The sequence below is a fragment of the uncultured Parasphingorhabdus sp. genome, assembly GCF_963975555.1.
In the GTDB taxonomy this organism is placed as follows: domain Bacteria; phylum Pseudomonadota; class Alphaproteobacteria; order Sphingomonadales; family Sphingomonadaceae; genus Parasphingorhabdus.
Window position 1 is genome coordinate 143,918 of the sequence record NZ_CAXBHH010000003.1, and the last position, 12,660, is coordinate 156,577.

A 12,660-nucleotide genomic window follows, 5' to 3' on the forward strand; every position below is an offset into this window, starting at 1 on the left:
AGGAGCGGCAAGCCTTAAGCTCAAACCGCTCCTTTATGCACCCTCTCCCAAAGGTGTAAAATCTATCTTATTCTGCTGGACCGCCCAATGCAACGCCGGAATTCAGCTTCTGCGCGATCAGGAAATCATTGGACTGCATGAACGGGATGGGATTGACCGCTTCGCCTGCGATCCGCACTTCATAATGAAGATGGCTGCCAGTCGAACGACCGGTGGAGCCCATGAAGCCGATCAGGTCGCCGCTCTTGACGCGCGCATTCGCATCAACATTGAGCCGGGACATGTGGCCGTAACGGGTCTGGATGCCGTTACCGTGGTTGATTTCAACATATTTGCCGTAACCGCCGAGCCATTGCGCGCGGCCGACAATACCGTCAGCTGTTGCATAAATCGGAGTGCCGATCGGACCGGCCATATCGAGGCCCTTGTGACTGGCGCGACGGCCTTTGAAGGGATCGGAACGGTAACCATAAGAACTGGTCAGAGTGAAGTCTTTCACTGGCTTGCGCGACGGGATGGTCAATTTTACCGCTTCCTGCTTGCCCTGACCGGCCCAGTTATTGAAGATCATCCGGAAGGCCGGATCTGCTTCGCCAAGCGCGCTTTCCGCGTCCTGACTTTTTAGCACATCAACGGGGATGCTGGCTTCGGCAGCGGTCTCGGCCGATGCTGCGGTGGAGAAAATCATTGCCGATCCGAGAAAAGCAATGGCTGTGATCTTGCTCACAGATTTCTTAAACAAAACTACTATATTTTCGGTCATAGAATGATCGAACCTTTTTTTGCGACCCATGGAAACCATGGCTTGAATTTTGTGGCGGAACTTTCGCCCCCGTTGTGCGTTTACGGGTGTAAATTCATTTTGGTTAACAATTCAATACCATAATAATAATCCTGGGTCAGACCGGCTGTCCGGCGCGCTGAGTCGTTAAATGGTGGCTTTAACCCGCCTTTGACATGGGTTTTTACAAGCCGCTGCCAATGGGCGTGCGGCTGCATTCCGCTTCTCTTGCAGGCGAATTCGAACCATTTCGTGCCATAGAAAACATGGTTGATTTCGTCCTGATAGATTCGGCTGAGCACTTTTGCCGTCATATGGTCGCCCTGCCGTTTGAACCGCTCGACCGTATTTAGGGTGACGTCCAGCCCCCGGGCTTCCAGCACCATAGGCACAATGGCGAGGCGCGCGGAAGCATCGTGCGCCGTTTCTTTTGCCGTGTCCCAAAGGCCGTCATGGGCGGGGAGCGCACCGTAAAAGCTGCCCTGTTCCCGCAATCTCCGGTCCAGCAGAGCAAAATGCATCGATTCTTCCGCACCGACACGCATCCAGTCGTCGGTAAATTCCCGGGGAAATTGCGATCCGAACCGTCCGATCATGTCGAAAGCAAGATCGATTGCGACAAATTCGATATGGGCGAGCGCGTGAATCAGGACGAGTCTTCGCGGGACCGATGTACCCTTGCCCCGCCTGGGCATATCCTGAGGGCGCATCAGGACCGGATGATCGGGTCGCGCCGGCATATCCGGCATCGTCTCGCAAAATTCATGAGTCAGCCGCCCCAGCCGCCATTCGCGGGCAGCATGGCGCGCTGCCATCGCCTTGGCGACGGGATCGGCGGTTTGCAGCACGCGCAAAACAGCTGCCCCGACAGTCATATGTTCGGTCATTCCGGAAGGCTATGCCGCCTGTACTGCAGCCAGAACCTCTTGCGCGTGCTCCTTGACCTTCACTTTCGGCCAGGCCTTGAGGATGGTGCCATCAGGACCGATCAGGAATGTCGAGCGGATGATCCCCATATAGGTCTTGCCGTACATTTTCTTTTCCGCCCAAACGCCGATTTTTTCCAGAAAAGCGGTGCTTTCATCCGACGCAATATCGACGGTCAGTTCCTGCTTGTTGATGAAATTCTGCTGGCGCTTCGGCGAATCAGCAGACATGCCGAGCACGGCGGCACCGGCTTTCTCGAATTCCGGCAAGAGCGCCGAAAAATCTTTCGATTCGGTGGTACATCCCGGTGTGCTGGCTTTCGGATAGAAGAACAGCACCAGCTTTTTGCCAGCATAGTCGGAAATTTTTACCGGACTGCCATCCGGCGCTACCAGTTCCATATCGGGAATTTTGTCACCCACATCGATCATCTCGTTACATCTCCTAATATTTCATCGGGGTCCGGCCGCAAGTGCCGGTTCCACTCGTCAATAACGCATTGCCGCGCCTTGTCATAGCCATCCAGAAGCGCCTCCCAGCTCTCCTGTCCCGCAGATTTGGCGATCAATGCGCGGCTGGTTACCGGTGGAAAGTCACAATCCGGAGACATCAGCCGCAAGGCCACCAGCAAGCGCGCCATCAGTTCGTAAGCGGCGACCATTTCCTCGCCCAGATCGCCTGTAGCGACCAGCGCCCGAACGGCTTTGCCCAGTTGCGGATAGAGCGCCTCGCCGGTTTTCAACTGCAGGAAATGGATGATAAATTCCCAGTCGACCAATCCGCCTTCCATCATCTTGGTATCGAGCGGCCCCTTCGGCGGCTTATGTTCGACGATATCCAGCCGCATCTTCCGCACCGCCTTGCGCAGCTCTTCGGGTTCGCGGTCCTTGCGCAAGATTCCGCGAATCTGCTGTTCCAGTTCGGCGCGGTCCGCTTTGTCGCCGTAAACCGGTCGCGCCCGGGTCAAAGCCATATGCTCCCAGGTCCACGCACTTTCCCGCTGATATTTGTAGAAACTCTCCAGCGTCACCGCGAGCGGCCCCTGCGTCCCCGATGGCCGCAATCTTGTGTCCACCTCGTAGAGTGGGCCGGCTGCGGTCGGCACCGAAAGCGCCGTCACGATCCGGGCCGTCAACCGGTTATAATATTGGGTCGCACCCAATGATCGTTTGCCGTCGGACTCGGCGCTATGGTCGCCGCTGAACAGGAAGATCAGATCGAGATCCGACGCATGGGTCAACGCCTCCCCACCCAACCGGCCCAGCGCCAGAATGAGCAGCCCGCAGCCGGGAACCTTTCCGTGCGTCTCTTCAAATTCCGTAATGGTCGCATCGGTCAGCACCTGAATCGCGGCTTCGGCCACCCTTGCATAGCCTGCAGAGATATCCAGTGCATCATGACGGCCCTCGATCAGCTGGACCCCGAGCGCGAAGCGTTTTTCACCGACCCGGGCGCGCACCCGGTCGAGCAATATCTGATAATCGTCGCCGGTTTCGGTGCGGGCAAATTGTTCCGTCAGTTTTTCCACCGACGGAGGCAAGTCCAGCGCCGTGGCATCAATCAAACCGTCGAATAACTCTGCTCTCCGGGCGAGTGCATCGGCGAGTACCGGCGCATGGCTGAGAATCTTGCCGAGCAGGTCGAGCAGAGCGGGCCGCGCTTCCAGTATCCGGAAGAAATTGATCGCGGTCGGCAATTTATCGATCAGACTATCGAGCCGCGCCAGTGCCTTTGTCGAATTTGGTGCCGTAGCAATCGCATCGACCAGATCGGGCAGAATCGCTTCGAAGGATTCCTGGGCTGCGTTTGACCGCAATGCCGTCACCTTGCCGCTCCGCCAGCGCTTGATCGCCTGCAGAAAGCTGTCCCCTTCCAGCAGGTTTTTTCCGGCGATCACCGCCGTCAGCTTCTCCTCATCCGCCGGCAGTCGAGTATCGTCATCCGGCTCGATCAGATCATCATAGATATTGCCGACCGCGTCCACATGCGGTTCGAGCAGGTCAAGCAGTTGCTGACCGGTGTCCAGCCCGTGCAGCCGCGCCACCCGGCTCAGGTCTTCTGCCGTATCCGGCAGGCTGTGCGTTTGCTGGTCGTTGACCATCTGCAGCCGGTGCTCGATGACCCGGTAGAGTTCGTAGGACTCGCTCAGCACCCGTGCTTTTTCGCCATCGATCCGGCCGGCCTTGGCCAGCGCCGCCAGCGCATCGCGCGTCGCCGGCGCCCGCAAATCCGGTTGCCGTCCGCCAAAAATCAGTTGGTGCATCTGGGCGTAAAATTCCGTTTCCCTGATCCCGCCCCGGCCGCGCTTCAGGTCAAAACCGGGACCGAATTTCTGTCCCGCCGCATAATGATCGCGGATTTGCGCGGTGACCGAGCCGATATTCTTGATCGCTCCATAGTCCAGCGACCGTCGCCAGATGAACGGATTGATCGTTTCGAGAAAATATTGGCCCAGCCCGGGGTCACCAGCGGCGGCCCGTGACCGGATATAGGCCGCCTGCTCCCATGCCAGCGCGCTTGATTCATAATAGCTAATCGCCGCTTCGACCGGCAGCGCCACCGGGCTGACTTCCGGCGACGGTCGCAGCCGCATGTCGACGCGGAAGACATAGCCATCCGCATCGCGGGCATTGAGCGCCTCGACCAGTTGCTGGCCGATCCGCCGCGCGGCGTCACTGGGGTCTTCCCGGCCGCGCACCGGGATTTTGTCGGGATCATAGATGAAGATCGGATCGATATCCGACGAATAGTTGAGTTCGCGGCTGCCATGCTTGCCCAGCCCGATGATCGAAAAGCCTTCCAGCGACGCGTCGGGATAGCGGGTCGCATATATGTCGGCCAGCGCCTCATCCAGCGCCCGGTCGGCGAAATCCGACAATTGGGTGATAACATCGGTGAGAGTCAGGCGCCCGGCAAGATCACCAATCGCCAGGGTTAGCGCGAGCGCGCGTTTCTCGCGGCGCAATTTTTGCCGGACATTTTCAGCGCCATCCCCTGCACGAGCGGAATATTCAAACGCTGCTTCAAGATTTTCCGAAGCCAGCAAATCCGCGAGTTCTGGCTGAACCTCGAGCGACAATCTGAGATAAGGTGCATTTTCCCTTGCTCGTACAAGCGTTCCAGCAAGCGAAGATACAGGAGGCAACGGAGCTATATTCATCGGACGAGCTTTAAGGCCTCAATCGCATTTGTCACGCCTGCCAGCATGAATTCATGCGAATAAGCTATTGTTTCTTCTTGTCGATCAATACGGCCTGCTGCCATTTGCTGGGTGCTTTATCCGTGCGATGGATGCAGCCCGCCCAGCAGCACGGCCTGCGCTTACCGTCCAGCAATTCCTCGATGGTTCGCCCGATTCGCTTCTCGCGGGTCTTCGCCTGCTTGGCATCTTCGACCCAGCAAATAAACTCATTGCGACCAAGCGGAGTGAGGCTTTGCCAAAGTGCGAGCACCTCTGCATCCGCCGCAAGGGCAGTTCGCATATCTTCCGCCAGCTTGTGGACGGTCCCCTCGGCTATCGTCTCGTGCATCGCTCAACAATAATAGCGGAGCAACCGGAGATCAATCCGCTTCGCTACCGCCCAGATAATTGCGCGAAAAATCCTCCGCGAAATTCGCAAACCTTCCCTCAGCGATAGCCGCCCGCATCCCCGCCATCAGCGATTGATAATAAGCAATATTATGCTCGGTCATCAGCATCGCGCCCAATATCTCCTTCGCCCGGATCAGATGATGCAGATAGGCGCGACTGTGATTCTTGCAGACCGAACATTCGCAGCTTTCATCCAGCGGTGCCAGATCCTCGGCAAATTTGGCATTGCGAATGTTGAGCGCGCCCTGAGCGGTAAACGCCTGGCCATTGCGGCCGGACCGGCTCGGCAAGACACAGTCGAACATATCCACCCCGCGCGCGACCGCGCCGACCAGATCATCCGGCTTGCCGACACCCATCAGATAGCGGGGCTTGTCGGCGGGCAACTGGTCCGGCGCATAGTCGAGCACCTCGAACATCGCTTCCTGCCCCTCGCCGACCGCAAGGCCGCCGATAGCATAGCCGTCAAAGCCGATTTCAATCAAAGCCTCTGCCGATGCCGCGCGCATCTCCTTGTCGAGCGATCCCTGCTGAATCCCGAACAAAGCCGCTCTCGAAGCATGCTCTTCGCCGCTATCAAAACCGTCGCGCGACCGCTTGGCCCAGCGCATTGAGCGCTCCATCGATGCCTGCGCTTCCTCGCGCGTCGCACCATTCTTGGTACATTCGTCGAACGCCATAACGATATCGCTGCCGAGCAGCCGCTGGATTTCCATCGACCGTTCCGGCGTCAGCATATGGCGCGAACCGTCGAGATGGCTCTGGAATTCCACGCCATTTTCGCTCAGCTTGGTCAACTCCGACAGGCTCATCACCTGATAGCCGCCGCTGTCGGTCAGGATCGGTCGATCCCAGTTCATGAACTTGTGCAGACCGCCAAGCCGCGCCACCCGTTCCGCGCCGGGGCGCAGCATCAGATGATAGGTGTTGCCGAGAATGATGTCTGCACCGGTTGCGCGCACGGTTTCCGGCTTCATCGCCTTCACTGTTGCCGCTGTTCCCACCGGCATGAAGGCCGGCGTGCGAATCTCGCCACGCAGCATGCTGATCTTGCCGGTGCGTGCCTTGCCGTCGGTCGCGGCGATGGAAAAGGAAAAACGCTCAGCCATGCGCCTGCCCGATTCCAGCTGGGAGACCAGATTTTACGGCTTCAATTTTGTGTTTGTCTGTCGATGGTGTAACCAATGGTCCGTCCTGTCCGAATTAATCCGCATCTGTGCAGGATGGCAACGGATTTTCAAAGACCTAAATCGGGAGTATATTATGACAAAATCAAGCAAACTTGGTTCCGCAGCAACCGCATTAATCGCTGCAGCCGCCCTGTCCGCCTGTTCCGGCGGCAGCAATGAAGCCACCAGCAAAGGCGCTGAAGCAACCGGCAGCGAAGTAACCGAGGTCGCCGCGGCGGAAAAAGAAAAATGCTACGGCATTGCTCTAGCCGGTGAAAATGATTGCAAGGCCGGCGAAGGCACCAGCTGTGCCGGCACGTCTGTTCTCGATTATCAGGGCAATGCCTGGAAAAATACCGACGCCGGTGAATGCGAAGCCATGGGTGGCTCGCTCACCGAAGTCGCCGACAACGACCCACCGCTCGCGCCAGTAACGGCTCCTGCCGAAAGCTAGGCCTCCAGCACAAGATATTGGGAAAGGGCGGTTCGTTTGAGCCGCCCTTTTTTTGTCCTATTCGGGCTGGTTCAGCCCGATAGCGGAAGTTGGCGTTGGTCGCTTTTGACGACAGCAATTGGGTGGATTCCGGAACGTCGGTTTTCGGGTGGACAACTAGCGTGTTTGGTCGCGGCTTATATCAGTTTGGTCGATAGGTCGCATTCTTATCCAGTTTGGTATTCTAGATTATTCAATCAATCACCGGATGGACCATCGCCATGCAATTGATATGTCAGATAGGACTGTTTCGATGCGAATTTTTGCTGCCCTAGCCTTGCCGCTATTTGCCACCGCTTGTGGTACGATCTCTCCGGTTGAGATGCGCTTGCCGCAATCACTTGCCAATCAATCGGCACGCCTGCCAGTCGAAGGGATCGGTGGTCGGATGTCTGGACGTTTCCGAACTGGGGATTATGTCGGTGTATACGAACGTTCGGAGGAACGTCTCGCACTCTTCGATACTTTCATAAAAAACTCAGATCACTCCAATTTCGTGATCGAAGGTCCAGGCATCAGTGCGACTATCGAGGCGGAATGTCTGATAGGCGAGCGGGTACTCGATTTCGATATCTTCGAATTTACACCTAAACGCATGTCATACCGCTGCGAATTTACAGCTGACGGCCGGGCAATACCCGCTCGGTTCGAATTGCAGGAAGTTCGGTCAGGTCTTGGCGGTTTGCTAAATCGCCGCGAACGTGTCGGAGAGATTGCATTAGGCGGAGAAACTGTGCAAATTCGGTCTGTTCACAAACTAGTTGGTTCACCACTCGAAATGGCAAAACCCATCGGATATGTTTTGGAGCAAAATGGTCGTCCGGTGGGCGCAGTTGAACTCAATGGATCGCCGGTCATTTACATTGCGGACCTGACCGATGAAGGCCTGTCGCGCACGATAACCATCGGTGCGGTCGCATTGGCGATATTCTGGGATCCAGCAAATAGTGCTCTCGGCGGTGACTAGCGGGCCCACCCCCGCTGTCTCAAAGAAGACGGAGGCGCAATACGCAAGCTGGATTACCGTGGCGGTCTGGAGCATATCCTCGCTGCTTTTTGTTGTCCCCATGCTGGTGGCCGGCGAAAAGGTTACCACACAGATGATATGGTCGATAATTGCCATTGCGTTCGGTGGTTCATTTGTTTCTTGCGCATTGATGATCGTGATCTGGCGGGTATTTGAAAGCAGTTTGCCACGAAAAATTCTGATTGCAACGAGCGCGATATTTCTAGCTGCAATACTGCTTACACTGTTTGACTTAGCATCGGCAAAACTCTTCATCTCGATCCAGCCGGGAAATCAGTTGTCGAGTTCGCTTTTTTATCGGGCTACCAACAACTTCGCGGTTTTTATTCCCCATTTTTCTCTTCTCGGAGCTCTCTATGCATTGCTTGCGCACAACCGCCAGGCCGTTAGGCGCGAACGAATGCTCGCTGATGCAAATTCGCTCGCACACCAGGCAAAATTGTCTGCACTGCGCTATCAGCTTAATCCGCACTTCCTGTTCAATACTCTGAATTCGATTTCATCCTTGGTCGTCACGCGACGGAATTCCCAAGCCGAGGAGATGCTTACGCGTCTTTCTGAATTTCTGCGTACGACGCTCGCCGTTAGTCCCAACACGCCGCAAACGCTGGAGAGCGAGTTGGAAACGGTTGAGGCCTATCTTGGTATAGAACGCATTCGCTTCGGCGATCGGCTCGGATTAGAACTATGCTGTCCTTCCGCTTTGCGCGATTCGCTCATCCCGCATTTCCTTCTCCAACCATTGGTAGAAAACGCTATCAAATATGGCGTCGCACCAACAGAGGATTCCATTACGATCGGTATCGACATTCTAGAAGACGATGAAATTCTCGAAATTGTAGTACGCAACGATACCCTAGCTCCCGCCTCATCCGTTCATGGAATAGGCGTGGGACTCCGAAACGTCCGCGACAGGTTGCAGGCCGTCTTCGGGGATCTGGGCACTCTCGAAATAATGACTGTCGACCAAGAATATCGCGCAATCGTTCGCTTTCCACGGATGAAAGAATAGCAGCATTATGCGCATCCTGATTGTCGATGATGAACAACTGGCGATCGATCGTCTTGCTGACTTCTTGTCTGACATCGAGGGTGTGGAGGTCGTTGGAAAAGCGAATAACGCCCGCGCCGGAGAGGAAGCGATTGCTGAGCTGCGGCCTGACCTCGTGCTTCTCGACATTCAGATGCCCGGCCGCAGTGGTATGGCCTTGGCCGCCGATCTAGATCCACAGGGTCGCCCGGAGATTGTCTTCGTAACTGCGTTCGAGCATTTCGCTCCCGATGCCTTTTCTGTGGACGCTGCCGACTATCTGCTCAAGCCCGTTCGCTTTGATAGGCTCAAGCAAGCCATGGTTCGTGCACAGCGCCGTATCCGCATGAGTATTGCCGCCGCGCTCGGTGATGCAGTGAACGCCGAGACCAGCCGATATGCGCGCGAGATTTGGGTGACCGTTCGCGACGGCCAAGTTCGTCTTGATGTCGACTTGATTGAATGGATTGAGGCTGCGAAAGACTATGTATTGCTCCATACTGCTACGCGTAGCTATCTGCACCGGATCTCGATGAATTCACTGGAGGAGAAGCTCGATCCAAAGTCGCTGACGCGAGTGCACCGATCTGCGTTCGTGAGATTGAGCTTAGTCGAGAAACTGGAGCGCCCTGGCAAGGGAAGTCTCAAGCTGGTGCTACGTGATGGAGCAATCATCCAGGTTGGTCCGAGCTACGTCAAAGACGTGCTACGCTCCATAAATCCGCAGGAAGAGTGATTCCGACCCAAGCCCGACGGCAAGAAATGGTATGAGGGCATCGAACACGAAAATCCCGCCCGGTGAGGACCGGGCGGGCGTATGATTACATTTCCTAACGCCGATTTAGAATCGCACACCGGTAGCCAACATGATCTGGTGACGGCTTGTCTCGAATTCGGCTTCTGAGAATGAACCGTAATCAGAGTATCGATATTCCAGCCGGGCAAAGGGCTGGCCGAAATCGAGCTCTACACCCGCACCAACACGAAAGCCATCTGAATTGTCGCTTTCCAACACAGTCTCGCCGTCCAATGTATAAGCTGCCTTGAAGCGCTGATTGGTATAACCACCCTTTGCGAAGACCATCATCTTATCGCTGACAGGGACCCCAAGGCGGATACCTGCATATATGTCGCGGCCGGACGAAATTTTAAGTACGTCGCCATCTTCGAGCGCGTCGGATACCGAAGCACGGACGGAGCTATCGCCGATCTCGCCTTCGATACCGAGCACGACCCTGCCGAGATTGATATCGTAGCCCAGCGCGATTCCATATGCGATTCCATCTTCCGACGTATCGTCCCCGTCATCACCGGATGTGAAGCTATCATAGCCAATATTCGCGCCAATCCAAGGGCCGTTAAATGGCCGTTCGTCTTGCGCAGCGGCTGGTGCAGTGGCGGTAAAAGCGGCGATACAAGCCGCTGCAAGCAAAGTCTTTTTCATAAGATATTCCCTCGTGCGGGTGATTGAAATCACCCGTTAATCCTGAAGCATCGGACCATCCGACGTTCCGAGAGCGCTTTGTCATGCGGTTGATTAATATGCCGCCGCAGATCGCTTTAGCCAGCATTGCGAGCGATCGATTAGGATGTCGCCGACGAAGTTGGCCTTCTGCGCGACGAAATTGGATTAATCGGAAGGATCAGCAGGCCATATTGAGCCTTTGTGGCGACAAGAAGTGCCAATCCAAAATCTCCCACGGATTTTTCCTAAGGTCGGCTTCAATAGGTTTTGCCACGCTCCGATGCCCTGAAGCGGCGGCTTTCGGGCACTGTAAGACAAGCGCGCACCGTCCGCTATTGGGGCGCTAGCCGACGGTCAGCATCTTTATCAACATTGTCTGCTCATGCGTCCGCCGCGCACATATCGTTCCGGACATCCTCGGCGGTGAGATTGTCATTCTTCAGCCTCCCGGCAGCAACAAACTCGAATCCCCATAGCTGTAAAACCGGTATCCACCCGCAATCGCATGGGCGTAAACCGCCTGCATCGTCTCCAGCCCCATCAGCGCGCTGACCAGCATGAAGAGCGTCGATTTGGGCAGATGAAAATTGGTCATCAGGCCATCGATCGCGCGGAACTTGTAGCCGGGTGTGATGAAAATATCGGTGTCGCCTTCGAACGGGCGGATGATCCCGTCTTCGCCGGTCGCGCTTTCCAGAAGGCGCAGGCTGGTGGTGCCGACAGCGATGACCCGGCCTCCTGCTTGTCGCGCAGCATTCAGGCGATCGGCGGTAGCAGCGTCAATCCGTCCCCACTCGCTGTGCATCTGGTGATCGTCGGTCTCGTCGACCTTGACCGGCAGGAACGTCCCCGCTCCGACGTGCAGGGTCAAAATTTCACTGCCTACACCGACGTCAGCCAGCCCTGCCAATAATCCGTCGGTGAAATGCAGCGCGGCGGTCGGGGCAGCCACGGCGCCCTTTTCCTTCGCAAACATGGTCTGATAATCATCCGCATCGCGCTCGTCGATGGCACGCTTGCTGGCGATATAGGGCGGCAGCGGCATGGTGCCCGCGCGCTCGAGCAGCAGTTCGACCGGCTCGTCGCCGAGGAAATGCAAAATGAAGCTGCCGTCGTCCAGCTTCGCTTCCGCTTGCGCAAATACGTCCATGCCGAAATCTACGGTCTCGCCGACGCGCAGACGCTTGGCGTTGCGGATGAAGGCCTGCCAGCGGCGCAGGTCGACCCGCTTGTGCAGCGTTGCCCCGATCTTGGCCTCGCCCCGCGTGCCTTGCAGCTGCGCGGGAATGACCTTGGTATCGTTAAAGACCAATATGTCTTTGGGACCCAGCAATTGCGGCAGGTCGCTGACAATATGGTCGGATATCTGGTCGCCCGAGACGCTCAGCAGCTTCGCGCTGTCGCGCGGAACCGCCGGTCGCAACGCGATATTTTCCTGCGGCAGCGCAAAGTCGAAAAGATCAACGCGCACAGGCTGGACTAGGGTTTGATCGGCGCGTTCAGGTCGTCCACCGAAATCGGTGCTTCGGAAACATTGGCCGAGGCGCCCGGCAAGACCGGCGGCTTGTGGTCCGCGGCTATCGATGCCTGCAATATCCGGCTCGGATTCAAGGGCGGTTCGCCGCGTTGAATCGCGTCGACATATTCCATGCCGGCGGTGACCCGGCCGAAAGATGTATATTTGCCATCAAGCGAAAAGCGGGGATAGAAGACGATGAAAAACTGGCTGTTGGCGCTGTCTTCGCTCGCAGAGCGGGCCATCGAGACAACCCCGCGTACATGCGGAAACTTGCCGAATTCCGCCTTCAAATCGGGCAGGTCAGAGCCACCGGTACCGGTACCGGTCGGATCGCCGGTCTGCGCCATGAATCCGTCAATCACCCGGTGAAAGATAATGCCGTCGTAGAAACCCTGCCGTGTCAGCGTTTTGATCCGCTCGACATGATTGGGGGCAAGCGCTGAAAACAGCTGGATCGTCACCCGACCGCCGGTCGACAGGTCAAGATGCAGGATATTCTCGTCCGCAGGAACCGAAGAGGGAGCCGGTGCCTTTTCCTCCGCTTCCTGTGCGTGCACAGCAAAGGGGACCAGAAACAGGGCAGAGAAAGTCAGAAAAAATTTACGCAGCATGGCATACTCATTTGGCATCGAGGACTGGGACAGAAACAGGTCTTTG

General features: G+C 56.5%; 13 protein-coding genes. 4 read left to right on the top strand and 9 right to left on the bottom strand.

What is annotated here, in order from left to right:
• Positions 1-67: 67 nt before the first annotated feature.
• From AAC060_RS08665 to tgt, 6 genes are all read right to left on the bottom strand, one after another.
• Positions 68-727, bottom strand: a complete 660-nt coding sequence (locus AAC060_RS08665) for a M23 family metallopeptidase (protein ID WP_339689146.1) — start codon at positions 725-727, stop codon at positions 68-70.
• A gap of 116 nt (positions 728-843) precedes the next feature.
• Positions 844-1,668: a ferritin-like domain-containing protein gene (locus AAC060_RS08670; RefSeq protein WP_339825052.1), complete on the bottom strand. Its 825-nt coding sequence runs from the start codon at positions 1,666-1,668 to the stop codon at positions 844-846.
• Between the two features lie 9 nt (positions 1,669-1,677).
• Positions 1,678-2,139, bottom strand: coding sequence for a peroxiredoxin (locus tag AAC060_RS08675; RefSeq protein WP_339825054.1), 462 nt, complete (start codon positions 2,137-2,139; stop codon positions 1,678-1,680).
• Positions 2,136-4,868 carry a bifunctional [glutamine synthetase] adenylyltransferase/[glutamine synthetase]-adenylyl-L-tyrosine phosphorylase gene (locus tag AAC060_RS08680; protein ID WP_339825058.1) on the bottom strand — a complete coding sequence of 911 codons (2,733 nt, stop codon included), beginning with the start codon at positions 4,866-4,868 and terminating at the stop codon, positions 2,136-2,138. Before AAC060_RS08680 ends, AAC060_RS08675 begins: the two co-directional genes overlap by 4 nt.
• Before the next feature lie 64 nt (positions 4,869-4,932).
• Complete coding sequence (locus tag AAC060_RS08685) at positions 4,933-5,238, bottom strand: YdeI/OmpD-associated family protein (protein ID WP_339825061.1); 306 nt, start codon at positions 5,236-5,238, stop codon at positions 4,933-4,935.
• A gap of 31 nt (positions 5,239-5,269) precedes the next feature.
• Positions 5,270-6,409 carry a tRNA guanosine(34) transglycosylase Tgt gene (tgt, locus tag AAC060_RS08690; protein WP_339825064.1) on the bottom strand — a complete coding sequence of 380 codons (1,140 nt, stop codon included), beginning with the start codon at positions 6,407-6,409 and terminating at the stop codon, positions 5,270-5,272.
• A gap of 154 nt (positions 6,410-6,563) precedes the next feature.
• Between tgt and AAC060_RS08695 the strand changes: the two genes are divergently transcribed.
• From AAC060_RS08695 to AAC060_RS08710, 4 genes are all read left to right on the top strand, one after another.
• Entirely contained in the window at positions 6,564-6,923 is a 360-nt protein-coding gene (locus tag AAC060_RS08695) for a DUF2282 domain-containing protein (RefSeq protein WP_339825067.1), read from the top strand.
• Positions 6,924-7,215: 292 nt separating this feature from the next.
• Positions 7,216-7,929, top strand: coding sequence for a hypothetical protein (locus AAC060_RS08700; RefSeq protein WP_339825070.1), 714 nt, complete (start codon positions 7,216-7,218; stop codon positions 7,927-7,929).
• On the top strand, positions 7,910-9,001 hold the full coding sequence (locus tag AAC060_RS08705; RefSeq protein WP_339825073.1) for a histidine kinase: 1,092 nt from the start codon (positions 7,910-7,912) through the stop codon (positions 8,999-9,001). Before AAC060_RS08700 ends, AAC060_RS08705 begins: the two co-directional genes overlap by 20 nt.
• Before the next feature lie 7 nt (positions 9,002-9,008).
• Complete coding sequence (locus AAC060_RS08710) at positions 9,009-9,755, top strand: LytTR family DNA-binding domain-containing protein (protein WP_339825076.1); 747 nt, start codon at positions 9,009-9,011, stop codon at positions 9,753-9,755.
• A gap of 105 nt (positions 9,756-9,860) precedes the next feature.
• Here AAC060_RS08710 and AAC060_RS08715 read toward each other — a convergent pair whose 3' ends face one another.
• The 3 genes from AAC060_RS08715 to AAC060_RS08725 all read right to left on the bottom strand — a co-directional run bounded on the left by AAC060_RS08715 (position 9,861) and on the right by AAC060_RS08725 (position 12,614).
• The gene (locus AAC060_RS08715; RefSeq protein WP_339825078.1) at positions 9,861-10,463 is read right to left on the bottom strand and encodes a porin family protein; all 603 of its coding nucleotides are present in this window, start codon (positions 10,461-10,463) and stop codon (positions 9,861-9,863) included.
• Between the two features lie 460 nt (positions 10,464-10,923).
• Complete coding sequence (queA, locus tag AAC060_RS08720; RefSeq protein WP_339825080.1) at positions 10,924-11,955, bottom strand: tRNA preQ1(34) S-adenosylmethionine ribosyltransferase-isomerase QueA; 1,032 nt, start codon at positions 11,953-11,955, stop codon at positions 10,924-10,926.
• Between the two features lie 8 nt (positions 11,956-11,963).
• Complete coding sequence (locus AAC060_RS08725; RefSeq protein WP_339825082.1) at positions 11,964-12,614, bottom strand: peptidylprolyl isomerase; 651 nt, start codon at positions 12,612-12,614, stop codon at positions 11,964-11,966.
• Positions 12,615-12,660: the final 46 nt, after the last annotated feature.

Excerpts from the sequence above, each read along its gene's own strand:
- AAC060_RS08685 (WP_339825061.1), bottom strand. The coding sequence starts at position 5,238 with ATGCACGAGACGATAGCCGAGGGGACCGTCCACAAGCTGGCGGAAGAT.
- AAC060_RS08675 (WP_339825054.1), bottom strand. The coding sequence starts at position 2,139 with ATGATCGATGTGGGTGACAAAATTCCCGATATGGAACTGGTAGCGCCG.
- AAC060_RS08695 (WP_339825067.1), top strand. The coding sequence starts at position 6,564 with ATGACAAAATCAAGCAAACTTGGTTCCGCAGCAACCGCATTAATCGCT.
- AAC060_RS08680 (WP_339825058.1), bottom strand. The coding sequence starts at position 4,868 with ATGAATATAGCTCCGTTGCCTCCTGTATCTTCGCTTGCTGGAACGCTT.
- AAC060_RS08725 (WP_339825082.1), bottom strand. The coding sequence starts at position 12,614 with ATGCTGCGTAAATTTTTTCTGACTTTCTCTGCCCTGTTTCTGGTCCCC.
- AAC060_RS08715 (WP_339825078.1), bottom strand. The coding sequence starts at position 10,463 with ATGAAAAAGACTTTGCTTGCAGCGGCTTGTATCGCCGCTTTTACCGCC.
- tgt (WP_339825064.1), bottom strand. The coding sequence starts at position 6,409 with ATGGCTGAGCGTTTTTCCTTTTCCATCGCCGCGACCGACGGCAAGGCA.
- AAC060_RS08670 (WP_339825052.1), bottom strand. The coding sequence starts at position 1,668 with ATGACCGAACATATGACTGTCGGGGCAGCTGTTTTGCGCGTGCTGCAA.
- AAC060_RS08700 (WP_339825070.1), top strand. The coding sequence starts at position 7,216 with ATGCGAATTTTTGCTGCCCTAGCCTTGCCGCTATTTGCCACCGCTTGT.
- AAC060_RS08710 (WP_339825076.1), top strand. The coding sequence starts at position 9,009 with ATGCGCATCCTGATTGTCGATGATGAACAACTGGCGATCGATCGTCTT.